A 22,349-nucleotide genomic window follows, 5' to 3' on the forward strand; every position below is an offset into this window, starting at 1 on the left:
GATCGCAATGACGTTACCGAGTGGACACCTGAAAAGTAAGTTGATCAAGAAATTCACGGCGCTAGGGCCTTACATTCGCGAAGAGCAGTGCCATGACAACCGTTTCTTTTTCGATTGCCTGGCAGTTTGCGTCAACGTTAAGCCCGCACCGGAGAAGCGTGAATTCTGGGGCTGGTGGATGGAAATGGAAGCACAAGAGTCACGTTTCACCTATAGCTACCAGTTTGGCCTGTTCAATAAAGAAGGGGCATGGCAGGCGGTCGACATTGACGACCCGGAAGTGAGCGACAGACTGGAAAAAACGCTGCGCGAGTTTCACGAGCGCGCCGCAGCGCTGCTGACCACCTTTAATCTGAAGCTGGAACCGGCCGACGATTTCAGCGAGCCGGTTCGCCTGCGCGCCTGATTGATCTACAGATACGATTTCTCCACGCCCGTGCGGCGTGGAGGAGCGTGACGAAGACTTTGCCGCCCCACCCGCACTCTCCACCCCGCCACCTGACTCACACTGCCTGCGGCTGCAGTTTGCCGGCCATCGCCTGCTGAATAATCGGGATCGGCGTCAGTAAGTGCTCGCGCATCAGCGCGCTGGCCTGCTCGGCGTCGCGCGCCAGAATAGCGTCCACCAGGGTCTGATGCTGGACATGCTTATCTTCCAGCATCTCCACCGACAGGACGGTGGTGCGCAGCCAGATAAAACGGTAGCGGGCTGCCAGATCGAAGAGCCGCTCGCGCATTTGCAGCAGATACTGCGAACCGCAGCCGGCTACGATGGCGGTGTGAAACGCCTGGTGGCGCTGGTCCCACTCATCGAGTAAGCGCTCACTTGCCTCGCACGACTCCAGCTTGTTGAGCAGATGGGCGCGGGCCAGCAGCTCCGCCTCCCACTCATCGCCGCCGCGCTCGATGGCGAGGCGCACCAGCATGGCTTCCATGTTGGCGCGCGCGTCGAAGATATCGAGAAGCTCCTGTTCCGACATGGGCGCCACCCGATAGCCTTTCTGATTGACCACCGTCACCAGCCGCTCGGCCACCAGCTGCGAAAGCGCCTCGCGCAGCGGACCGACCCCCAGGGCATAGCGCGAGGTCAACAGGCTCATCCGTAGCTTCTCATCGGGTTGGTAGACCCCGCGGATGATGTCGTTTTTTAACCAACGGTACCCGTCAATGGCCGTCGCCTGGGAAATGGCGGTCATGATCTTACTCCTGAATACTCTTCCCGGCGGGGGCCGGGAACAGGGTTAACGCGTATTTTGCAGCGGCAGTTTTTGCCACAATACCAGCTTTTTCCAGCGCGACATAATCGGTACCGTACAAATAATTCCCAATGCTAACAGGCCGGTAGAGATCACCTCCAGCTGCTGCGCCGGACGGAACAGCATCACCACCAGCACGAAGGTGATAAAGGCGATCACCAGCCAGGTCAGGTACGGATAGAGCCACATTCTGAGACGGATCTCGCCGCCTTGCGCCTGAAGGATTTTACGCATCCGCAGTTGCGAAACGGCGATCACCAGATAGACCAGCAGGGCGATGGCGCCGGAGCTGTCGATGAGGAATTTAAACACCTTGGCAGGCGCGTAGTAGTTCACCACCACGGTGAGGAACGCCGCGCCGGTGGAGAGGAGCACCGCCACGTACGGCGTTTTGCTGCGGTTGGTCCGCCCCATGAAGGCCGGCGCATCGCCGCGGCGGCTCAGGGAGTAGAGCATCCGCGAGGCGGTATACAGCGCCGAGTTCAGACAGCTGGTGACCGACAGGAGGATCACGCCGTCCATAATCAGCTTGGCATAGGGAATATGCAGCAGCTCGAGCACCGAGCGGTAGGAGCCGATGCTCTTCAGCCCCGGCATATTCCATGGGATGAGGGCGACGACGATAAAGATCGAGCACAGATAAAAAATAGAGATACGCCAGATCACCGAGTTGGTGGCGCGCACGATATGTTTATCCGGGGTATCCGATTCGGCGGCGGCAATAGTGACAATCTCCGCGCCCATAAACGAGAACATGGTGATCAGCATCGCGCTCAGCACCGCGCCGAAGCCGTTGGGCATAAAGCCGCCGTGATCCCACAGGCGCGAAATGCCGCTCACTTCGGCATACGGATAAAAGCCGGTAATGGCGACCGCGCCCAGTATGATAAACGCCAGAATAGCGACCACTTTGCACAGCGCCAGCCAGAACTCGAATTCGCCGTAGTTTTTGACGCTCAGCAGGTTACTGCCGGTGAGGGCGAGGGTGATGACCAGAGAGAACAACCACACCGGGACGCCCGGCACCCATGAATGCAAAATAATCGCCGCGATATTGGCTTCCAGCGGAATAACCAATACCCAAAACCACCAGTACAGCCAGCCGATGGTATACCCCGCCCAGCGGCCGATGGCTTTATCGGCGTAGGTGGAAAAGGAGCCGGTATCCGGCGTGGCGACCGCCATTTCGGCCAGCATACGCATAATCATCACCACCAGTAGTCCGGCAAACAGATAGGCCAGCAGCACCGCCGGGCCCGCCTCGGCAATGGCGACGCTGGATCCGACAAATAAACTCGCGCCGATCACCCCGGCGATAGATAACATCGTGACGTGGCGCGACTTCAGCCCCGCCCCTAAATCCTGTGATTGCGACAGTTGCCCCATCATTTACCCTCTCGAAGTGTGTCACCTGGGAGAGCGCCCCGACATTCCCGCGCCGGGGCACGCGTATTATTGTTGTTTTGCAGGTCTCGTCTTTATTCCCTTACTAACGTACTTCGTGTCCGCATGTCTGGTGTGCTATGCCTGTTTCGCCTCGGTAAAGCAGTCGGCGATGATCTTCAGCCCCTGCTTGATCTGCGCCTCTTCGATGGTCAGCGGCACCAGGATGCGCAGCACGTTGTAGTACGGTCCGCAGGAGAGCAGAATCAGACCTTTGTCGCGCGCCCGGGCGACAATATCCGCCGTCAGCCTGGCGTTCGGCCTGCTGTGGTCGCCCTCTTCAAACAGCTCAATGGCGATCATCGCTCCCAGACCGCGCACGTCGCCGATCTCCGGATGATCTTCTGCGATCGCCAGCAGGCCCTGGCGCAGGGTATCGCCGAGCTGGTTGGCTTTTTCCAGCAGATTCTCCTGCTCGAAAATCTGCAATACCGCCAGGGCGGCGGCGCAGGCGATGGGGTTGCCGGCGTAGGTGCCGCCCAGTCCGCCCGGGGCGATGGCGTCCATCACCTCCGCGCGGCCGGTGACGCCCGCCAGCGGGAAACCGCCGGCGATGGATTTGGCGAAGGTGGTGATATCCGCCGCGACGCCCATCTGCTCCATGGCGAACAGGGTACCGGTGCGGCCCGCGCCGCTCTGTACTTCATCGGCGATGAGCATAATGCCGTGCTCGTCGCACAGGGCGCGCAGGCGCTGCATAAAGGCCGGGGAGGCGGCATAGAATCCGCCTTCACCCTGCACCGGCTCGATAATGATGGCGGCGATATCTTCCGGCGCGGCATCGTTTTTGAAGATACGATGGATGCTGGCGATCGCCTCTTCATCGCTGACGCCGTGCAGCGCGCACGGATAGAGGGCGCGATAGACGTGACCCGGCATTAATCCCATACCGGCGGAGTATGGATTCACTTTACCGGTCAGCGACAGGGTGTAGTGAGTGCGGCCGTGATAGGCGCCGGTGAAGGCGATCGCGCCGCTGCGCCCGGTTGCCGCGCGGGCGATCTTCACTGCGTTCTCCACCGCTTCCGACCCGGTGGTCACCAGCAGGGTTTTCTTGGCGAAATCACCAGGCACCTTCTGGTTCATCTTTTCGCACAGCGCCAGGTAGGGCTCGTAGGCCAGCACCTGGAAGCAGGTATGGGACAGCTTTTTCAGCTGGTCCTCCACGGCGGCGACAATCTGCGGATGCAGGTGGCCGGTATTGAGCACCGCGATACCGCCGGCAAAATCGAGATATTCCCGCCCTTCGACGTCCCACACCCGGCAGTTCTCCGCGCGCTCGGCGAAGACAGGATGGATCTGGCCGACGCCGCGCGGGACCGCGTCGTTGCGACGCGCCATCATTGCTTTATTGCTGTTCATCCGTCACTCCTGTTAAAGGCCAATACACATGTATTTGATTTCTAAGTAGTCTTCTATGCCGTACTTCGACCCTTCGCGGCCGAGGCCGGAGGCCTTAACGCCGCCGAACGGGGCGACTTCGGTGGAGATAATTCCGGTATTGATGCCGATGATGCCGTACTCCAGCGCTTCGCCGACGCGGAACACACGGCTCAGATCGCGGGCGTAGAAATAGGCGGCGAGACCGAACTCGGTATCGTTGGCCTGGGCAATGACGTCGGCTTCATCTTTAAAGCGGAACAGCGGGGCCAGCGGGCCGAAGGTCTCCTCTTTCGCCACTTTGGCGCTGTCGGGCACGTTGACCAGGATGGTGGGCTGGAAGAAGTTGCCGCCCAGGGCGTGCGGTTTGCCGCCGGTGACCACCTTTGCGCCTTTGGCGATGGCGTCGGCAATGTGTTCTTCAACTTTGGCGACGGCTTTCTCGTCGATCAGCGGGCCGGTCGTGACGCCCTCCTGCAGGCCGTCGCCGATGCGCAGTTTTTCCACCGCCTGCTGCAGCTTCTCGGCGAAACGGTCATACACCCCGTCCTGGACGTACAGGCGGTTGGCGCAGACGCAGGTTTGCCCGGCGTTGCGGAACTTCGACGCCAGCGCCCCCTCGACGGCTTTATCGAGATCGGCATCGTCGAAGACGATAAACGGCGCGTTGCCGCCCAGCTCCAGGGAGACTTTTTTGATGTCTTTCGCGCACTGCTCCATCAGCTGGCGGCCAATCTCGGTCGAGCCGGTAAAGGAGAGCTTGCGTACCAGCGGGTTGCTGGTCAGTTCGCCGCCGACCGCGCCGGCTGAGCCGGTGACGACGTTGAACACCCCGGCGGGGATCCCGGCGCGATTCGCCAGTTCGGCCAGCGCCAGCGCGGAAAACGGCGTCTGGCTGGCCGGTTTCAGGACCATGGTGCAGCCCGCGGCCAGCGCCGGGCCCGCTTTGCGGGTGATCATCGCCGCCGGGAAGTTCCACGGGGTGATGGCGGCGGTGACGCCGATGGGCTGCTTAATCACCAGCAGGCGCTTGTCGGCCTGGTGGCCCGGAATGGTGTCGCCGTAAATGCGTTTACCTTCTTCGGCGAACCATTCAATAAAGGAGGCGGCGTAACTGATTTCGCCTTTGGCTTCCGCCAGCGGTTTCCCCTGCTCGAGGGTCATCAGACGGGCGAGATCGTCCTGGTTCTCCAGCATGAGATCGAACCAGCGGCGCAGAATATTCGCCCGCTCTTTGGCGGTGAGGGCGCGCCAGGCGGGAAGGGCGCGGTTAGCGGCTTCGATCGCTTGTCGGGTTTCGTCAGCGCCCATTTTCGGCACGCTGCCGAGCTGCTCGCCGTTGGCCGGGTTGGTCACCGCAATCACGTCGCCGTTGGGCGCATCGCGCCACTGACCATCAATCAGCGCCTGCTGGCGAAACAGAGTCATATCGTTGAGTTGCATAATCGCTTCCTGTCTTCAGGGGGTTAACGGGTAAAAGCGGCGTGTAGTGTCTCCACGCTACGTGCCGCACGCAGCGTGCGTCCGGGATTGCTCTGGCTGGCCAGCAGGGTCTGCACCTTGCTGACGATATGCGCGCCGATCGGGATAGCCGACGTCGCCGCGGGTGACGGCGCGTTACAGGTGTGAATGGAACGCGCGGTGGTGACGAAGAGAAAATCGTCGATCAGTTTGCCCTGCGGCGATACCGCCTGCGCCCGCACGCCGGCCGGCCACGGGCGCAAATCGCGCAATGTCAGGCTCGGGCAGTATTTCTGCACCAGCCGCAGATAGCCGCTTCGGCACAGCGAATTTTTCATTTCGCCCAGCCCGGAGCGCAGGTTGTTTTGCAGTACCCGGCGAATGCCGGGCGAGGTGAGGATCTCCAGGGTATCGGCCAGCGAAATATCGCGCTTGCGATAGCCTTCGCGCTTCAGGGCCAGCACGGCGTTGGGGCCGACGGTGACGCTGCCGTCGATCATGCGGGTCAGGTGGACGCCGAGGAACGGCATCGCCGGATCGGGGATCGGATAGATCAGATGGTTGACGATCTGATTGTGCTGCGGAGCGAGCTGGAAATACTCCCCGCGGAACGGGCAGATGATAAACCCGGGATCGACGCCGAGCATTTTCACCAGTCGATCGGCCATCAGCCCGGAACAGGTAATCAGCGTCGAGGCTTCATACTCGCCGCCCTGGCGGGTGTGGACGACCACGCCGCTGGCGTGTTCTTTCAGGGCGCTGACTTCGGCGTTGTAGACGATGGCGCCGCCTTTCGATTCGAAGTTCTTCGCCATCGCCGCCGCCACGTCGCGATAGCTGACGATGCCGCTGGAAGGGACGAAGATCCCGCCGAGTCCGCTGATGTTCGGTTCGCGCTCGCGCAGCTCCCCGGCGCTCAGCCATTCCCGCTGCAGGCCGTTGGCGGCGGTGCGATCCCACAGGGCGCGCATCCGCTCCATCTCCAGCGGCGAGGTGGCGACCAGCATCTTGCCGCAGACGTCGTAGCGGATGCCGTTCTGCTCGCAAAAGGCTTTGGTGGCGCGGTTGCCGGCGAGGCAAAACTGCGCCTTGAGGCTGCCGGGCGTGTAGTACACCCCGGCGTGGATCACGCCGCTGTTATGGCCGGTCTGATGGCAGGCCGGGCCGGCCTCTTTTTCCAGCAGCGCAATGCGGGCGTCCGGGTAAATCTCAATTAACTGCATGGCGGTCGACATGCCGATGATGCCGCCGCCGATAATCACGAAATCATACATCCGCTCAATTCCTTCGCCTGAAAACCCTTATTGATGAGTCTGGTAATGATTCGTGGAATACGCAAAGTAGCCGCGCTGGCGCATCAGCTCGCGGCGCAGGTCCGGGTGCGGCGTAAAGCGGTCGCGGCCGTGCAGCCAGAACAGGTTGTTTATCAACAGAAATTTGCCTACCGGAACCGGTACAGAAAGAATGTTTTTGCTGGTCTCCAGCGCGTCGGAGAGGCGGCTCAGCCAGGTGCCTTCTTCGAAATCTTTCGGCTGGACGAACTGGTCGATATAGCGCATCACCGGGCGACCCAACTGGTCGACGTCGAATACCGGGTGGAAGACATCTTTGCTGACGTTTTTGCTCGGCGGCGCGGCCCAGCGCATCGGGCGGCGGGCGAGCGGGTCGCGGAAGAATTCGTCGAGGTGCTCCCAGTCGTCGAGATGCAGCAGCAGGGAATTGCCGCCCTGCATGTTCTGCTCGTCGATCTTCATCATCAGCACATAGTCGGTTTGCTCTTCGACGTAGGTGCCGTCGTTGTGCAGCTCCATCACCCGGTGCGGCTGGCGCAGATAGCTGTCGGAGTTATCGACGTTTTTCACCACGAAACGGGCGTAATACTGGCCGCTCATGGCGTCGAAATTGGAACGGCCAATCAGGTGCGCCACGGCGGTGGCCAGCTTGACCATCTCCTCGGCCTGGCTAACGTTATCGATCCCTTCGCCGTTGATCAGCAGCGCGCCTTCCGCGCGGTCGAGCAGCGTTTTGATCAGCAGCGGCTGCAGCTGGTTGCCGCACAGATCGTCGAGGATCTTGCCCACCTGGAAGCGTAAGAAAGATTTGTACTCCAGCGCCTGCACCGGCCACTGCGCGACCTGCTGCAGAAACTGGGCGGTGGTGTCGGCGGAAAAGGTGAGCTCCAGCAGGCGCGGCGACTGGGCGGAAGGGGCGACGGTAAAGCCAGGGAAGTGTTGAGCTAACGGCGCGGATGTCGGTTTTACTGCGGTCAGGGCGTTCATCAGGATCGTTCCTCGCAATGGAATGGAAGGTCAGGGTGATGTTCATTTCGTAGCCATAAATTAAAAATATCTACATTTTTATAAAATGCGTACGGAATGGCCTTTTTGTTTCTATTTTGTGATCTACCAACAATTATTTAACAATGCGAGGGAGATAAGGCGGTGGTTAACGTTGTGGAACAAAGCGGGTGGCGGAAAAGGCAAAATGCCGGGGGAGGGTGAAGGTAAATCATAACGCCGATCACAGTTTTTAATCTGTGCAATACCCTTACCAGATGAAGGTGTTAACATTCAGCCGGTAAATACCTTTCAATGCTCACCGAGGCTTCGATGCTGGAGAATGTCATTATCAGATAATCAGCTTCCCGACCTGCCCAGGCCGGACTGATTATCGCTGCGCTTAAACCTTACGCACACACCTGCGGGTGTAGGCATGTTTTCGCACATGATAATGAACAGGTTTCAGTATGAATTTATCCCGTCAGGAACAACGGACCTTACACGTACTCGCCAAAGGTGGCCGTATTGCGCACGTCCGCGATACCTCCGGCCGCATTACCGCCGTCGAATGCTACACCCGGGAAGGGCTGTTGCTGAGCGACTGCACCCTCGCGGTCTTCAAAAAGCTCAAAACCAAGAAGCTGATTAAGTCGGTGAATGGCCAGCCGTACCGGATCAACACCACCGGTTTGACCAACGTTCGCGCGCAGGCGGACAACCGCTGATACAGCGACCCGGGCAGGGTCGCTGCCCGGGCGTATGGCTCTCAAGGAGAAAAAACCATGATCGATATCCCTCGCATTTTTACTATCAGTGAAAGCGAACACCGTATTCATAACCCTTTTACCCCGGAAAAGTACGCCATGCTGGGGCGGGCGCTGCGAATGGCGCCGGGCGCTTCCATTCTTGACCTCGGCAGCGGCTCCGGAGAGATGCTCTGTAGCTGGGCGCGCGATCATCAGATCGTCGGCACCGGGGTGGACATGAGCCTGCTGTTCAGCCAGCAGGCGGCCGCCCGGGCAGAGGCGCTTGGGGTGAGCGACCGGGTGACCTTTGTGCACCAGGATGCCAGCGGGTATGTCGCCAGTCGGCCGTGCGATATTGCCGCCTGCGTGGGGGCAACGTGGATCGGCGGCGGCGTGGCAGGCACGATTGCGCTGCTGAAGCAGAGCCTTAACCCAGGCGGTATGCTGCTGATCGGCGAGCCATGGTGGCGCAAACGCCCCGCCACGGCGGAAGAGGCGGTTGCCTGCGGCGCGCACTCTCCCGACGACTTCCTGACGCTGCCGGCGCTGGTCGCCCACTTCGGCGAACTGGGCTATGACGTAGTGGAGATGGTGCTGGCGGACCAGGAGGGCTGGGATCGTTATGAAGCGGCGAAATGGCTGACGATGCGCCGCTGGCTGGAGGCCAATCCGCACGATGACTTCGCGCCGGAGGTTCGCCAGCAGTTGACCACCGCGCCGCTGCACCATGTCACCTGGACCCGGGAATATCTCGGCTGGGGCGTGTTTGTCCTGATGGCGCGTTAACCAGCGTGTCGGTAGCGTCGGGAGGCGCGACCGACCATCTTCAGACCTTCAGCTCGTCGTAGCTGACCATGACGTGTTGGCGAAAGGCGGGCCGTGCGGTTAGCCGTGCATAATAGGCCGCAAGATGGGGGAGGGGACGACGGGGGATATCGATTGCAAAGTAGCGGTACAGCACATGACCAAACTGGATGTCGGCCAGGGTGAGCGTATCGCCCGCCAGATAGCGACTGCCGGCGAGACGTTCCTCGGCAATCGTCAGCTTTTGCTCCAGGGCCGTCACCGCCGCGGCGATGGCCTGCGGATCCCGCTCGGCGGCGGGCGTGCGCACCACGCGCCAGAACACCGGCGCCGTAAAGCCGAGGGCAATATTCTGCTTTGACCACTCGGCCCAGCGATCAATCTCAGTACGAGCCAGCAGGTCGCCCGGCCAGAAGGCGTCGTCGGCGTAGCGACTGGCTAAATAGCGAAGGATCGCGCCGGTTTCCCACAGCGGCGGATTATCGCCATCCTGCAGCACTGGCACCGTACGATTGGGATTGAGCTGATAAAACGCCTCGCTGTCGGTACCGCCATAGCGATGGCCCACGTCGAAGCGGAGATAGTCCAGCCCAAGCTCGCCAACACACCACATCAGCGCCTGCACGTTAGAGGAAGTTTTTCGGCCCCAGATAGTCAGCATCGGGATCTCCTGTGAACAGGGAAAGAAGGAGCATAGCAGGTAGGGTTGAAAACGGGAGGGATCATAAAAGAAATAAGCCACCTCGCCGCGCAGGGGGCGGATGCGCTGGTCAGATGTTCAAACCAGGAGCGTCGCTGAGCCAGCTATTCAGCGCACAGAATGAGAGGAAGAAACAGAGGGCAACAGTTTGCCCTCTGTTTACTTAAGTGGTCTTGTACTAAGGTGTGGCGCTAAAAAACTCGCCAAATTTGACGGCCAGCCAGCCGACAGGCGTCGTGGCGCCGCCGACGATATTGGTGATCTCGGCCATCCCTTCCGGTACCGGAATATGTGAGTTCACCGCCGCCTGAGTATATTCTTGCGAAATGTCCGTCCCGACATACAGGATGCAGGTCACGATCAGGGTTCCGGTTATGAACATGCGGAACATATTTCGTTTACAGAACGGCGTGACCATTGCCAGCAAGAACATTAACGAAGCCAGATCGACAAAGGGCAGTACGCGGTTGCCGGGCAGAATGATAGACAGCACCACAGCCATAGGGATTAACAGCAGACCGGTCGCCAGTACCGAAGGTTCACCGATCAATAACGCCGTATCCATCCCGATGTAAAAATCGCGCCCCGGAAATTTAGCCTTCAGTTTTGCTTCAGCGGCATCACGGACAATCAACAATCCCTGCACCAGAATTTCAATCATTTTCGGCAGCAGCAGCATGGCGGCTGAAACCTTAATGGCCAGTGAAACGGCAGCGGAAATGTCATATCCAGCCAGGAAAGCCAACAGCAGTCCCAGCACAAACCCCAGGGTAAGAGGCTCGCCAAAAACGCCGAATTTTTTATTAATACTTTCCGGATCGAAATTGATTTTATTGATGAGCGGGATCTTATCAATGATGTAATTACAGGCAATGCCAAACGGCACGTAAGCTATACAGGTAAGATGTGGGAATGATATCCCTTTAAGATTATAGTTTTTTTGTAAATACGGCGCCGTTAAATCTGCGGCCAATAGCGTCAACACAAAAATAGCGAAAGTAATACCGACAGAAAGCCAGTAATTTCCCGTTCCGGCATAGACCACAGACCCCATGATCAGGAAAATCCAGTAATTAAAAATATCGATATTCACCGTTTTGGTTAATTTCAACAGAAGCATGGCCAGGTTGATGACGATAAAGCCCACCATGACGGGCAGCATCAGCGGCGAACCCCAGCCAATAGTCGATGCGGTAGGCCAACCGGTATCAACGACCGTTAACTGCAGGCCGATACGCTCAACCATCGCCTGCGATGCCGGGCCCAGGTTTGTCAGCAGCAGGCCAATCACCAGCCCCACCCCTTCAAAACCAATGCCGACCAGCATCCCTGCTTTAAATGCCGTACCGATTTTAACGCCAAAGCAAAGCGCGATAATAAAGAATATTACTGGCATCATTACTGATGCCCCCAGACTAATAATGCTGTTGATAATATCCATAATGATTCCTTAAAAGGCGGGCGAATTGGGCACGAGTTAACCCGTGCCCATTGGGCCCTGTTAATACCTTTAATGGTTCTTTTAGTATTTAACTGAGTTTCTTTAAAAGGATCTCAGCGAAGCGTTTGGGCGAATTACTGAATGCGTCAATGGTACTCCCGGCAATATGCGGCGTAATGGTCACGTTATTCAGTGTATAGAATGCACTGTCGTCAGGGAGTGGCTCGTCATCAAAGGTATCAAGCGCGGCGCCCATGATTTGCCCGGATCTGAGCGCATCAATCATCTCTTTTTCATTGATTAACCCGGAGCGTGCCGTGTTAACAATGATGGCACTGCGCTTCATTAGCGCGAAATGGTGTGCGTTAATCAGATTTTCGGTTTCCGGCGTCAGGCGAGCATGTAACGAGATAACGTCGGCGCGTTGTACCAGTTCGTCCAGAGAATCGACTTTCTCATAACGTTCATGGTCTGCAACGTACTTATCGTAAAAGATAATCTCCGTGCCAAAGCCACTGAGAAATCCCGCGACCAGTTGGGCAATATGACCGAGGCCAACCAGCCCCACGACTTTTCCGCCAAGCTCCGGGATCGCCTGATGGTTCGGGCTGTCTTTACGCCAGTATTTGTCACGCAGGGCATCGTGTGAACGGGCGATATTGCGCATTTCCGCCAGGATCATGCCGACCGTGAATTCGGCGACGCTGCGAGCGTTACGCCCCGGTGTGTTTATCACCTCAACGCCCCGGGCGTTCGCCACCTGAAGATTCACGTTTTCCACGCCACCGCGGAGCACGCCTACATATTTCAGCTTTGGTAGTTTATCGAACACCGCAGTATTGACGGGGGCAAACTGAGTGATCAGGATGTCAATATCATCCATTCCCTGAAGCAGCGCTTCCGGTAAGGCCACCGCTTCTGCTCCTTCCTGTTCAACCCGCAGATTATCTTCCTGAAGTTTCTCAACGGAGTCATGTGACCACTCGCGTATTTCTACTTCAATTCCCTTATCCCTGAGCGCTTTCAGTCCTGATTCCATCATCGCTGCATTGATAAACAGATCGGCAATTGCCAGACATTTCATAATGATTCTCCCTAGATTAACGCATCAACATACCGCCGGTAACGTCCAGAGTTGCTCCCGTCATATAGCTGGTCTTAGGAGAAACCATGAAGACTCCGATGTCGGCAATTTCTTGCGGCTGGGCCACGCGGCCCACCGGAATACGACTGACGTAATAGTCAGGGTTTTGCTCAATGTTCTTACGGATCATCGCAGTATCCATGATCCCGACGGCGATATTGTTCACATTGATTTTTTGTTTGGCGACTTCCCGTGCCAGAGAGATAGCAAAGGCGACCAGGCCGGCCTTACTTGCCGCGTAGTGCGCATGTCCCGTCGTGGAGCCGTGGAACGCGGCCTGCGAGGTAATATTCAGAATGCTGCCCATCTGGTCATGCTGCAGGCAGTGATTTACAAACAGCTGGCTGAGATGGAAGATGGCTTTCAGATTGACATTCATCACCAGATCCCAGTCCTGCGGGCTGATCTCGGTGACGTAGCCGCTCAGCCAGATCCCGGCGTTATTTACCAGAATGTCGGCTTTGCCCAGTCTGTCGATACAGGTGGCAAACAGATTTTCCCGGCTCTGTTCGTCAGAGAGATCGGTTTTAACCGCGATGATCTCTACGTTCGCGCTGGCCTTCACCGTTTCGATCAGCCGTTCGGGATGCTCTTCTTCCCGCATATAGGTAAAGCAGATATTGACGCCTTCTTTGGCGAGCGAAAGAACAAACTCTTTCCCCAGGCCGGTTGCGCCGCCTGTCACGATGGCCGTACGATTCGTTAAATTCAGATCCATTTTTTCCTCACTTAGTGCGCGATGTAGTTGCTGCAGCTTTTCCACGGCGACTGCATTTCTGATAACAGGTTTTTATAAAGCTGATATTTGGTCTGGTAGACCCGGTGATTTTCCGGATTAGGGGAGACGGTGCGTGAGACATGGACCATTTCGTTTGAGGCAGCAAATACCTCTGCAAACCAGCCCACCATGACGGCTGCGGTCATCGCGGTACCCAGGGTCCCGTGCTCTTTGACGTCAACGATTTCCAGCGTGGCCTGGAAGATATCGGCGAATATCTGCAGCCAGACCGGGGAGTTCGTGACACCGCCAGCAATACGAATTGTGCGGCTTAACTTCGGGTTAATATTGCGCAAACGCTCGGTGTGGTAGAGATGGCTAAAGGCCACTCCCTCATAAATCGCCCGCAGAAAATGGGCTTTTTTATGAAAGCTGTTTACACCGATAAAGCCGGCCGAGGCGTCGGGAATGGTGTTAGAGCCAAACACGAACGGAAAGAACAGCAGGTGGCTTTCATCCGGCGTCGTTGACGAAACCAGCTTATTGCACAGGTCATAGACCGACGATCCTTGTTCGGCGGAGGTTTCCCGATCGCTCTCCATAAAGTTGTTAATAAACCACTCCAGGTTGCTCGCGGAGGTGGGGCTGGCCTCGGTGATGAGCCATTTACCCTCAATGGGATAAATGGAGGTCATAAACAGATCTTTATCAATAACCGGGTGGTCGGTAACGTATTCGTTTATGCTCCAGGTGCCGGTGACGATCGCCATCTTATTGAGACTGTTGATCCCCGAGGCGATGGAAGAGGCCGAGATATCAAACACCCCGCCAGAAACCGGCGTACCTGCGCATAAACCGGTCAGACGGGCCACGTCGTCAGTGATTTTTCCGCAGCATTCCGTTGAGCGTTTGATGGGGGGCAATTTGTCCCGCAGTTCATCAAGTCCCCACCATGCCAGTAGTTCATCGTCATACTTGCAGTCACGTACGTTGATCAGGTTGGTGCCTGAGATATCGGTCAGCTCAAGAAAAGCCTCTCCGGTCAGGTAAAAACGGATCAGGTCCTTGACCATAAAAATATAACGCGCTTTTTGCAGCGTCTCGGGCTCGAAGTCCTTCAGCCATGCCAGCAAGGCGACAGGTTGTCCGGCCCAGATGGACTGCATTGTTTTTGGCAAAATGTCGGTAAGGAATTCTGGCGAGCGTTGCCATCTCTCAACGTACTCTTTTGCCCGGCTGTCGGTGGATATAATGCCGTTACGCACCGGGTGACCTTCATCGTCAACCAGATACAGACCGTTACCATGACCGGTGACGGCCACTCCTTTTATCTGGCTGGCATCGATACCTGATTGCTCAATCGCTTTTTTAATCACTTCGACATTAGCGGCCCACAGCTCATCGATACTGCGCTCTGTGTGGAATTCCCGGGGTGTCAGCATCTGCGTGGATTTTGAGGCGATCGCGAGCACCTGTCCTTTACGGTCATAGATGGCTGCCTTGGTGAAGGTTCCACCATTGTCGATGCCCATGACGTATTCATCTTTCATTCGCGTGGACTCCTTATTGGTTACCATAAGCCGGGCTCGCTGGTGGTTATCCCTTTAAATCCGGCATGGAATATTTTATCTACAAGGTATTTGCGCTTAACAAAGCCTCCGGCGATGAATACCACATCAAAGCCTTTCAAATTTCGGCTAATCAACTCCAGACACTGGCAGGCATATTCAGCAGGTAAGATTTCAATTGCGTCCGGTGGACTGTGTTTAACAATATCGAGCGACTGATCAAGCGATCGCGAATCGATAAGTAAAACCCGATATACGGTCAGCAATCCCTCTTTTTTGGCGTAGCGTAGCGCGGAGAGATTGGAAGAAATAACACCATCAACCTTGTAATAATTTTTCAGTAGATTGATCCCCGCCTGATCCGGTTTGAAACCACCCAGTAATTCAAGGTGAACGAGGGCTTTCTTACCGCTTTGATGGCATTTGCCAATCAGCGACTGCAGATTGCCGATATTCGCTTCGGATAGCAGCACATATTCTGACTGGCAGGTTAATGCTTTCTCAAAGTATTTATACTTCCTGATGGAAGGGATGATGGTGTTATTTAAAATCATATTAATTTCCGATGTTATTTAGCCATGTAGAGGCTGTATGCATCTTCCGCTGTTGCGTTTTCATGGATGATGGCATTCAGACCTGCTACCACTTTCGCCGGCTGCGGATCCTGGGTAATGTTTCGTCCCACAGCCACGCCTTTCGCACCCATCTGCATACAGTGCTGAACAAATTTGAAGTAACCATCGATGCCGGTTTTTGGCCCCCCTAAGGCAAGCACCGGCACGCCAGCAGCTTCAACGATCAGTCGGTCCTCTGGTGAACCGGTAAAACGCGTTTTGATGACGTCCGCGCCCAGCTCCACCGCTGCGCGGGCCGATGCAGCGATGATCGCCGGGTTGTTAGAGTCATCGCTGGTGACGGGATAACCATACGGGAGCGATTCGACAATCAGCGGTACGTTCCAGCGATCCGCTGCCTGCGCGAGTTGCATCGCCATAATGTGGGTTTTTTCTTCATTGAAGGCGCCGGGGAAGGTCATGCAGACCACTCCCTCGGCAGCGACTTTAAGCGCATCTTCGACGGAAAAAACGGGGGTAGTATCGGGAACGGTATTGTCAAAGATACTGACCGTGCTGTCGACGCGTAACACAACGGGAACGCTGTTCAGCGCTTCACGATAATTCTTCAACATGCCGTACGTGACGAGCGCGCAATCCAGGCCGTGTTCCACCAGAGCAGGGAGCTGATTTATCGTATTATCAATACCATTTGTTTTCGTGGAAAAATAGTAGCCATCCAGCGCTAAGGTCACGGATTTACCATCTTTTGCGAATATTCTTGAGAGACGACGTTCTTTAGACATTTATTTACTCCTGAGATAAAAAACAAAAAAAAGCCCTCAGAGACTCGCGTCTCTGAGGGCTTTCTGTTCACATACCCTTTTGATAATGGTTCGGGAATCCAAAGCATTATCAATGCAATTTTTTAGCAAAGTGAGAAAGGTTTAACTTTTGTTTAAATTAAATCTGTTCTCTTGCGTGATTAAATAACTAACACACGCGATAACTTACTGTCCAGTTGGTGTCGTTGAAATGAGAGATTCATCACATCAATATGTTGTATAACGTGAAAAGTGCCGGGTTAAATACAGAAACCGAACCCTTAAAAAACCAGGCAATAACGCATCCTGACAAGGAGGAGAACGCCAGGCGTTTATTTCATCCGCATGAAGAACCCATCCATGCATGCTCCTGCCTGCAGGTCGTCATCCACAAACGCGCATTTATTCCCGTCCGGATGGCGTACAAAAACGTTATAGCATCGTTGTCGGCATGGCGGTCTGTCCCCCGGAATGATTTTTTCCCGCCGCCCGGGCAAATTACTCGTCCGCTTTGTGCGCCCAGGCAGGCATCGCCGTCAGGTAACGTTTTGCCCGTTTCCGTGATTCCGCTACGCCCACCTTTTGCCAGGAGTCGAGAAAAGCCGCCAGACCGGATACGGCCTCTTCCCAGGATTTCAGATTACCGTCGCTGTCGCTGCAATACGCGCAATATTTATCGCTGGCCCCTTGCGCATCGGGTGCGGACATCGGCATTCCGCAGGCCTGGCAAAATCGTTCGTGCTGTGTCATAGAGCGCTCCTCCTGTCGTTGAGTTGTCTACTAAACATACAGAATTTACGCCTGGCGTTTAGCGTTTCAGATCAATAGATCCTGCCGTAACCGTTCTGGTGGAGCTTCTGCCGGGGCGGGCGGGAGGGATAACGGGCAACGTACTCCGTATCGCGCAGCTATCGCCTCCCTTATTTCTTATTGATGCAATGGTTGATCGCAGGCCGCGAGGATGGATTCATGCATCGCTTCGGAAAGTGTTGGATGCGCGAAGATCATCGACAGGAGACTTTCATCTGTGGCCTCCAGGTGACGGGCGATGCCAAACCCCTGGATCAGTTCCGTGACCTGTGCGCCAACCATATGCGCGCCCAGCAACTCGCCGGTTTCAGCATCGAAAATCGTCTTCACAAAACCCTCTGTCTCGCCGCTGGCCAGCGCCTTACCATTATTCTGCCAGGAGAACTTACCGATCCTGACGGGCCGTCCCCTGGCCAGGGCCGTCGATTCCGTCAGGCCCAGACTGGCAACCTGGGGCCGGGCATACGTGCAACCGGGCACATAGTCGCGATCAAGCGGGCGGGCGCCTTCGACACCAGCCAGTGTCTCAACGCAGATCACGCCTTCGTGGCTGGCCTTGTGCGCCAGGCACGGCGGGCCGGCTACATCGCCGATGGCATAAAGCCCGAATACGTTAGTGCGACAAGCGGTGTCCGTCTTGATAAAACCGCGGTCTAACTCGACGCCCAGCGTTTCCAGCCCCAGATCTTCAATATTCGGCTGTACGCCAACCGCCAGCAGTACACGTTCGACGTCCTGAGAATATTCGGCGCCGGTGTTTTCCATGGTGCAGCGCACCCCGCTCCCGGTGAGCTGTACTTGCGTCACCAGGGTCTGGGTATGGACCTGAATACCGCGTTTTTCGAATGACTTACGCACTGCTGCAGACACCTCGGCATCTTCCACTGGCAAAATCTGCGACGCCAGCTCGACCAGCGTCACTTTACAGCCCAGATCGTTATAAAGGCTGGCGAACTCGACGCCAATCGCCCCTGAACCGATGATTAATAGCGACCTGGGCAATAGCTTAGGCCGCAGCGCCTCGAAATAGGTCCAGATATATTCGCCATCTGGCGCGATGCCTGGTAATGCGCGTGGTCGGGCGCCCGTGGCCAGGATCACGTGATCGGCCCGGTAATCGCGCATCTCCCCCCGGGCATCCTCGACCGTTATTTGCCCCTTGCCGCGCAGCCGCGCGGTGCCATCAATGACCTGCACGCCATTTTTCTTCAACAGGTACGCCACCCCGCCGGTGAGCTGTTGCGATACGGTACGGCTAAACTGCACCAGTTTCTGCAGATCGATGTTCACCTCACCCACGCTGATGCCCAGCTGACTGGCATGGGTGATACTGTGCGCGACCTCAGCGCCATGCAACAGCGCCTTGGTTGGAATGCATCCCCAGTTCAGGCAGATGCCGCCCAGATGTTGTTTCTCCACTAATGCGGTACGAAGCCCTAGCTGGCCGGCACGGATGGCGGCCACATATCCCCCAGGACCACCGCCGATGATCAGCACATCGTATTTATCGTGCATAGCTCGTCTCCTGGATAAACATCAAGGTTGGGGTTTCAGCCAGTCGCCTGAGTTCCCGGAGAAAAGCCGCACCTGCCGCGCCATCGATAACCCGGTGATCGCAGGATAGCGATACCGTCATTTGCTGGCGCGCGACGATTTGCCCGTCGCGTACTACCGCCCGCATTTCGCCGGCGCCAATGGCGAGGATTGCGCTTTGCGGTGGATTGATGATGGCGTCAAACTGCCGGACGCCAAGCATCCCCAGATTTGACACGCTAAAGGTCCCCCCCTGGAACTCTTCCGGCTTCAGCGTGCCCGCTTTGGCCCTGGTCACCAGCGAGTGAATTTCGTTCGATATGTCGCTAATTGATTTCCGGTTCGCCGAGCGAACAATAGGGGTAATTAGCCCGGCAGGCAGCGCAACGGCCACCGAAATGTCGGCATCCGCAAAGCGGCGGATACTTTGTGTCGCTTCATCAAACTGGATGTTGACGTCAGGCACGGCCACCAGCGCCAGGGCGCAGGCCTTCACCAGCAGGTCATTAACCGAAATCTTGACGCCGGGTACTTCGCGGTTAATTTCCTGACGTAGCGCTAACAGTCGTTCCAGATCGAGATCGACGCTCAAACGGAAATGTGGAGACTGTTGCTTGGACGTTTGCAGGCGAGAGGCGATAGCCCGCCGCATACCGGACATGGGGATGCTTTCATAGGGTACCGGGGTACTCTCCTGTACCGGGCTGGTCTGCGGGTGCTCGTCGAGTAACAACGCCGCGGCCAGCACATCATCGCGACTCACCCGGCCGCGTGAACCGCTGCTTCGGCAGTCATGCAAATTGATACCCAGCTTGCCGGCCAGACGGCGCGCCAGCGGGGTGGCCGATACCTGGCTGTCATCGGCATGCGAGCGGGGCGCTTTGCTGCGACGAACGGGGGGCGTCGGGGAGGCCAGGCGACCGCCGGCGGCAAGGATCGCGCTTTCCAGATCAGAAACAGAGATACGATCCCCGCGCCCGCTGCCGCGGACTTTTTTCAGGTCGACACCCCAGCGGGCAGAGAGTCGTAAAGCATGGGGCGTGGCATTAACCTGAGTCACATCGGTCACGCCTTGCAGACTGACGGGGATGTCGGTCTGCCCAACGGGGGGCTCGGGGCTGTTGGATGGCGGCGAAACAACGGAAGGTGGCTTAGCGCCTGCCTGTGCCGCTACGTCCGGCGCGGCAGCCTCCGTGCCAGGGGCTGCGGATTTCGCCGTAGCCAGAGTGGCAGCGAATTCGTCCAGGTCAGCATCGCTGACCGAAGCGTCAGCCACCAGGGCCAGCACGGCGCCTACCTGAAGCGTCTCACCCTCTCGGGCGAGTATCCGACGTAACGTACCGGCAAAGGGGGCCTCCAGCACATTGACGATTTTACTGGTTTCAATCTCACAGATTTCCTGCCCTGGGGTGAAGCTGTCACCCTCCTGGATTGCCCACCGAGCGAGCAAGCCTTCCTCCATGGAAAGCCCCCACTTTGGCATTTCAAGCGTCTTGATTTCGCTCATAGGTTAATCCTCCAGCACTTGACGGACGGCGGCTTCGATACGTTCTACGCCAGGGATCCAGAGTTTTTCGAGAGCAGGGGAGAACGGGACCGGCGTGTGTGGCGGCGTCACCAGCAGAACGGGCGCTTTGAGGAAATGGAATGCCTGGGACGCGATCAGCGCCGCGACATCATGCGCAAAACCGAAGCGTGCCGCGGATTCGTCGACAATCACTACCCGCCCCGTGGACGCCACCGATTCCAGAATCCCTTCCTCATCCAGCGGCGAAATGGTCCGCGGGTCGACCACCTCGACCGAGATCCCCTCTCTGGCCAGTTTGTCCGCCACCTGATTGGCTTTATGCACCATTGCCGACAACGCAATGATGGTGACGTCTTCTCCTTCGCGGGTATAGTTGGCTACACCTAGCGGGATGGTATAGCTCTCGTCCGGTACCTCGCCCTTGAGGTCGTACAGCATTTTATGCTCGCAGAAAACCACCGGGTCGTCGTCGCGAATTGACTGGATTAACAGACCTTTGACGTCATAAGGCGTCGAGGGCACCACCACCTTCAGCCCTGGCGTGGTGGCAAAGATATTATAGGGTGACTGTGAATGCTGGGCCGCGGCGGAAAACCCCGCGCCGATCATACCTCGCATCACCAGCGGGGCTCTGGCTTTGCCACCAAACATGTAGCGGAACTTAGCCGCCTGGTTGTACAGCGCATCGTGACTCACGCCAAAAAAATCCATGAACATCAATTCCGCGACCGGCCGCAGACCCGTCGCTGCGGCGCCGGCCGCCATTCCGATGATGGCCGACTCGGTAATGGGCGTGTCGATCACCCGATCGGAGCCGAACTGCGTCCACAGCCCTTTAGTGACGCCGAGCACACCGCCAAAGGCTTCTATCTTCGCCTCTTCGGGCGCATTTCCGCCATGACCGCCACGCAAATCTTCACCGATGAGCACCACGCGTTCATCGCGTTCCATTTCCTGAGCCAGGGCTTCCTTGACCGCTTCACGATAGGTTTTAATCGCCATAGTTATCACCCTCAGTATGAGACATAAACGTCTGTCAGCAGGTCTTCCGGAGCCGGATAGGCGGCGGCGCGGGCCTTCAATACCGCATCGTTGACAAGGGCTTCTACTTCCTCGTCAATCGCCGCCAGTTCTTCCTGGGTGATATGCTGTTTGACCTTAGCGGTGAAAATCTTCAGCGGATCATGTTGTTCACGCAGGCGTTGCACTTCACCTTCCGCGCGGTATAGCGCGGGATCCCCCTCAAAATGACCGTGCCAGCGGAAGGCTTTGGCCTCAATGACGCTTGGGCCACCGCCTTCTCGCGCACGTTTGACCGCCTCTGAAGTGGCCTCATAAACGGCAAAGAAATCGGTGCCATCAACGGTCACTGCCGGCAGGCCGAAGCCAGCGGCGCGTCGGGCGATATCACGCCCACCCACGGCGTAGTCATGACCGGTCCCTTCGCCGTAACCGTTGTTTTCGAAAATAAAGACGGCCGGAAGCTGGAGCACGACGGCCATATTGATGGCTTCAAAGACCAGGCCCTGATTAGAACCCCCATCGCCCGTAAAAGAGACACCGACGTTGCCGGTTTTTAGCGTCTTTGCCGTTAGCGCGGCGCCGATGGCCAGGGGAGGGGCTCCCCCAACGATAGCGTTCGCTCCCAGCATTCCTTTCGACAGATCGGCAATGTGCATCGACCCACCCTTACCGCGACATAACCCGCTGTCCTTACCGAATATTTCGGCCATCATGCCGTGAATGTCGCACCCTTTAGCAATACAGTGGCCATGTCCACGGTGTGTTGAACCAATAAAATCTGCGCTCGTTAAATTTTCGCAGACCCCCACCGCGATGGCCTCCTCACCGGTGTAAAGGTGAATGAAGCCGGGAATATCACCGCTGGTATTTTCCTGATGCAACCGCTCTTCAAAGGTCCTGATCTCCCGCATCTTGCGGTAAGCCTGCAATAACGCCTGTTTGCTGAGCATGATTTAATTCTCCTCAATAAAGGTCACCCAGGCGGGGCCAACAGACAGGGCGGATAACCCTGGCCACACCCATGCAATGAATCTACGAGCGGTTAAAGGGAGTGCGAAGCCACCTTCATGGGGGGGTAGGTGGGGGTTTTCATGCTTGAGGTCAAACTTTCTAAATTTTGTGTAGCTATAAAGTTTG

21 protein-coding genes are annotated in these 22,349 nt (G+C 56.9%); 3 read left to right on the top strand and 18 right to left on the bottom strand.

Features of this window, described 5'->3' with window-relative positions; all coding sequences use genetic code 11:
- Positions 1-7 precede the first annotated feature (7 nt).
- The gene (gene crl, locus ACOI6Z_RS25150; RefSeq protein WP_060591687.1) at positions 8-406 is read left to right on the top strand and encodes a sigma factor-binding protein Crl; all 399 of its coding nucleotides are present in this window, start codon (positions 8-10) and stop codon (positions 404-406) included.
- 97 nt (positions 407-503) lie between these two features.
- Here crl and csiR read toward each other — a convergent pair whose 3' ends face one another.
- The 6 genes from csiR to glaH all read right to left on the bottom strand — a co-directional run bounded on the left by csiR (position 504) and on the right by glaH (position 7,819).
- Positions 504-1,196 (bottom strand): DNA-binding transcriptional regulator CsiR, encoded by a 693-nt coding sequence (gene csiR, locus ACOI6Z_RS25155; RefSeq protein WP_023288513.1) that lies wholly within the window; start codon positions 1,194-1,196, stop codon positions 504-506.
- A gap of 45 nt (positions 1,197-1,241) precedes the next feature.
- The gene (gene gabP / locus ACOI6Z_RS25160; protein ID WP_032453065.1) at positions 1,242-2,642 is read right to left on the bottom strand and encodes a GABA permease; all 1,401 of its coding nucleotides are present in this window, start codon (positions 2,640-2,642) and stop codon (positions 1,242-1,244) included.
- A gap of 135 nt (positions 2,643-2,777) precedes the next feature.
- The gene (gabT, locus tag ACOI6Z_RS25165; RefSeq protein ID WP_065813155.1) at positions 2,778-4,061 is read right to left on the bottom strand and encodes a 4-aminobutyrate--2-oxoglutarate transaminase; all 1,284 of its coding nucleotides are present in this window, start codon (positions 4,059-4,061) and stop codon (positions 2,778-2,780) included.
- Positions 4,062-4,073: 12 nt separating this feature from the next.
- Complete coding sequence (gene gabD, locus ACOI6Z_RS25170) at positions 4,074-5,522, bottom strand: NADP-dependent succinate-semialdehyde dehydrogenase (protein ID WP_023288516.1); 1,449 nt, start codon at positions 5,520-5,522, stop codon at positions 4,074-4,076.
- Between the two features lie 23 nt (positions 5,523-5,545).
- Positions 5,546-6,814 (bottom strand): L-2-hydroxyglutarate oxidase, encoded by a 1,269-nt coding sequence (gene lhgO / locus ACOI6Z_RS25175; protein ID WP_032453044.1) that lies wholly within the window; start codon positions 6,812-6,814, stop codon positions 5,546-5,548.
- 27 nt (positions 6,815-6,841) lie between these two features.
- The gene (glaH, locus tag ACOI6Z_RS25180) at positions 6,842-7,819 is read right to left on the bottom strand and encodes a glutarate dioxygenase GlaH (protein WP_044521136.1); all 978 of its coding nucleotides are present in this window, start codon (positions 7,817-7,819) and stop codon (positions 6,842-6,844) included.
- 467 nt (positions 7,820-8,286) lie between these two features.
- Between glaH and ACOI6Z_RS25185 the strand changes: the two genes are divergently transcribed.
- Together ACOI6Z_RS25185 and ACOI6Z_RS25190 are read left to right on the top strand one after the other, a co-directional pair.
- A complete protein-coding gene (locus tag ACOI6Z_RS25185) occupies positions 8,287-8,544 on the top strand; it encodes a YjhX family toxin (protein ID WP_032453046.1) in 258 nt (85 codons plus the stop codon).
- A 57-nt stretch (positions 8,545-8,601) separates the two neighbouring features.
- A complete protein-coding gene (locus ACOI6Z_RS25190) occupies positions 8,602-9,351 on the top strand; it encodes an SAM-dependent methyltransferase (protein WP_065813156.1) in 750 nt (249 codons plus the stop codon).
- A gap of 40 nt (positions 9,352-9,391) precedes the next feature.
- Here the strand turns inward: ACOI6Z_RS25190 and ACOI6Z_RS25195 are convergent, their stop codons facing one another.
- From ACOI6Z_RS25195 to ACOI6Z_RS25250, 12 genes are all read right to left on the bottom strand, one after another.
- Positions 9,392-10,030: a glutathione S-transferase family protein gene (locus tag ACOI6Z_RS25195; protein WP_064158508.1), complete on the bottom strand. Its 639-nt coding sequence runs from the start codon at positions 10,028-10,030 to the stop codon at positions 9,392-9,394.
- 217 nt (positions 10,031-10,247) lie between these two features.
- Positions 10,248-11,510, bottom strand: coding sequence for a PTS galactitol transporter subunit IIC (locus ACOI6Z_RS25200; RefSeq protein ID WP_064158509.1), 1,263 nt, complete (start codon positions 11,508-11,510; stop codon positions 10,248-10,250).
- 88 nt (positions 11,511-11,598) lie between these two features.
- Entirely contained in the window at positions 11,599-12,594 is a 996-nt protein-coding gene (locus ACOI6Z_RS25205; RefSeq protein ID WP_064158510.1) for a 2-hydroxyacid dehydrogenase, read from the bottom strand.
- Between the two features lie 16 nt (positions 12,595-12,610).
- Entirely contained in the window at positions 12,611-13,372 is a 762-nt protein-coding gene (locus ACOI6Z_RS25210; RefSeq protein WP_004204674.1) for an SDR family NAD(P)-dependent oxidoreductase, read from the bottom strand.
- 11 nt (positions 13,373-13,383) lie between these two features.
- Entirely contained in the window at positions 13,384-14,922 is a 1,539-nt protein-coding gene (locus ACOI6Z_RS25215; protein ID WP_065813157.1) for an FGGY-family carbohydrate kinase, read from the bottom strand.
- A gap of 20 nt (positions 14,923-14,942) precedes the next feature.
- Positions 14,943-15,494 (bottom strand): glycerol-3-phosphate responsive antiterminator, encoded by a 552-nt coding sequence (locus ACOI6Z_RS25220; protein WP_064158511.1) that lies wholly within the window; start codon positions 15,492-15,494, stop codon positions 14,943-14,945.
- Positions 15,495-15,508: 14 nt separating this feature from the next.
- A complete protein-coding gene (locus tag ACOI6Z_RS25225) occupies positions 15,509-16,300 on the bottom strand; it encodes a class I fructose-bisphosphate aldolase (protein WP_002889868.1) in 792 nt (263 codons plus the stop codon).
- A 516-nt stretch (positions 16,301-16,816) separates the two neighbouring features.
- Positions 16,817-17,068, bottom strand: coding sequence for a zinc ribbon domain-containing protein (locus tag ACOI6Z_RS25230; RefSeq protein WP_023288528.1), 252 nt, complete (start codon positions 17,066-17,068; stop codon positions 16,817-16,819).
- A gap of 177 nt (positions 17,069-17,245) precedes the next feature.
- The gene (gene lpdA / locus ACOI6Z_RS25235) at positions 17,246-18,643 is read right to left on the bottom strand and encodes a dihydrolipoyl dehydrogenase (RefSeq protein ID WP_065813158.1); all 1,398 of its coding nucleotides are present in this window, start codon (positions 18,641-18,643) and stop codon (positions 17,246-17,248) included.
- A complete protein-coding gene (locus tag ACOI6Z_RS25240) occupies positions 18,633-20,168 on the bottom strand; it encodes a 2-oxo acid dehydrogenase subunit E2 (protein ID WP_023288530.1) in 1,536 nt (511 codons plus the stop codon). The genes lpdA and ACOI6Z_RS25240 overlap by 11 nt, the downstream gene beginning before the upstream one ends.
- 3 nt (positions 20,169-20,171) lie before the next feature.
- The gene (locus ACOI6Z_RS25245) at positions 20,172-21,191 is read right to left on the bottom strand and encodes an alpha-ketoacid dehydrogenase subunit beta (protein WP_044521157.1); all 1,020 of its coding nucleotides are present in this window, start codon (positions 21,189-21,191) and stop codon (positions 20,172-20,174) included.
- An 11-nt stretch (positions 21,192-21,202) separates the two neighbouring features.
- On the bottom strand, positions 21,203-22,162 hold the full coding sequence (locus ACOI6Z_RS25250; protein ID WP_002889884.1) for a thiamine pyrophosphate-dependent dehydrogenase E1 component subunit alpha: 960 nt from the start codon (positions 22,160-22,162) through the stop codon (positions 21,203-21,205).
- Positions 22,163-22,349 lie beyond the last annotated feature (187 nt).

Origin of the sequence: Klebsiella sp. C239, assembly GCF_048822715.1 — a bacterium.
In the GTDB taxonomy this organism is placed as follows: Bacteria; Pseudomonadota; Gammaproteobacteria; order Enterobacterales; family Enterobacteriaceae; genus Klebsiella; species Klebsiella quasipneumoniae.

Bases quoted from the DNA above. Each gene is read 5' to 3' on its own strand.
- crl (WP_060591687.1), top strand. From the start codon at position 8: ATGACGTTACCGAGTGGACACCTGAAAAGTAAGTTGATCAAGAAATTC.
- csiR (WP_023288513.1), bottom strand. From the start codon at position 1,196: ATGACCGCCATTTCCCAGGCGACGGCCATTGACGGGTACCGTTGGTTA.
- gabP (WP_032453065.1), bottom strand. From the start codon at position 2,642: ATGGGGCAACTGTCGCAATCACAGGATTTAGGGGCGGGGCTGAAGTCG.
- gabT (WP_065813155.1), bottom strand. From the start codon at position 4,061: ATGAACAGCAATAAAGCAATGATGGCGCGTCGCAACGACGCGGTCCCG.
- gabD (WP_023288516.1), bottom strand. From the start codon at position 5,522: ATGCAACTCAACGATATGACTCTGTTTCGCCAGCAGGCGCTGATTGAT.
- lhgO (WP_032453044.1), bottom strand. From the start codon at position 6,814: ATGTATGATTTCGTGATTATCGGCGGCGGCATCATCGGCATGTCGACC.
- glaH (WP_044521136.1), bottom strand. From the start codon at position 7,819: ATGAACGCCCTGACCGCAGTAAAACCGACATCCGCGCCGTTAGCTCAA.
- ACOI6Z_RS25185 (WP_032453046.1), top strand. From the start codon at position 8,287: ATGAATTTATCCCGTCAGGAACAACGGACCTTACACGTACTCGCCAAA.
- ACOI6Z_RS25190 (WP_065813156.1), top strand. From the start codon at position 8,602: ATGATCGATATCCCTCGCATTTTTACTATCAGTGAAAGCGAACACCGT.
- ACOI6Z_RS25195 (WP_064158508.1), bottom strand. From the start codon at position 10,030: ATGCTGACTATCTGGGGCCGAAAAACTTCCTCTAACGTGCAGGCGCTG.
- ACOI6Z_RS25200 (WP_064158509.1), bottom strand. From the start codon at position 11,510: ATGGATATTATCAACAGCATTATTAGTCTGGGGGCATCAGTAATGATG.
- ACOI6Z_RS25205 (WP_064158510.1), bottom strand. From the start codon at position 12,594: ATGAAATGTCTGGCAATTGCCGATCTGTTTATCAATGCAGCGATGATG.
- ACOI6Z_RS25210 (WP_004204674.1), bottom strand. From the start codon at position 13,372: ATGGATCTGAATTTAACGAATCGTACGGCCATCGTGACAGGCGGCGCA.
- ACOI6Z_RS25215 (WP_065813157.1), bottom strand. From the start codon at position 14,922: ATGAAAGATGAATACGTCATGGGCATCGACAATGGTGGAACCTTCACC.
- ACOI6Z_RS25220 (WP_064158511.1), bottom strand. From the start codon at position 15,494: ATGATTTTAAATAACACCATCATCCCTTCCATCAGGAAGTATAAATAC.
- ACOI6Z_RS25225 (WP_002889868.1), bottom strand. From the start codon at position 16,300: ATGTCTAAAGAACGTCGTCTCTCAAGAATATTCGCAAAAGATGGTAAA.
- ACOI6Z_RS25230 (WP_023288528.1), bottom strand. From the start codon at position 17,068: ATGACACAGCACGAACGATTTTGCCAGGCCTGCGGAATGCCGATGTCC.
- lpdA (WP_065813158.1), bottom strand. From the start codon at position 18,643: ATGCACGATAAATACGATGTGCTGATCATCGGCGGTGGTCCTGGGGGA.
- ACOI6Z_RS25240 (WP_023288530.1), bottom strand. From the start codon at position 20,168: ATGAGCGAAATCAAGACGCTTGAAATGCCAAAGTGGGGGCTTTCCATG.
- ACOI6Z_RS25245 (WP_044521157.1), bottom strand. From the start codon at position 21,191: ATGGCGATTAAAACCTATCGTGAAGCGGTCAAGGAAGCCCTGGCTCAG.
- ACOI6Z_RS25250 (WP_002889884.1), bottom strand. From the start codon at position 22,162: ATGCTCAGCAAACAGGCGTTATTGCAGGCTTACCGCAAGATGCGGGAG.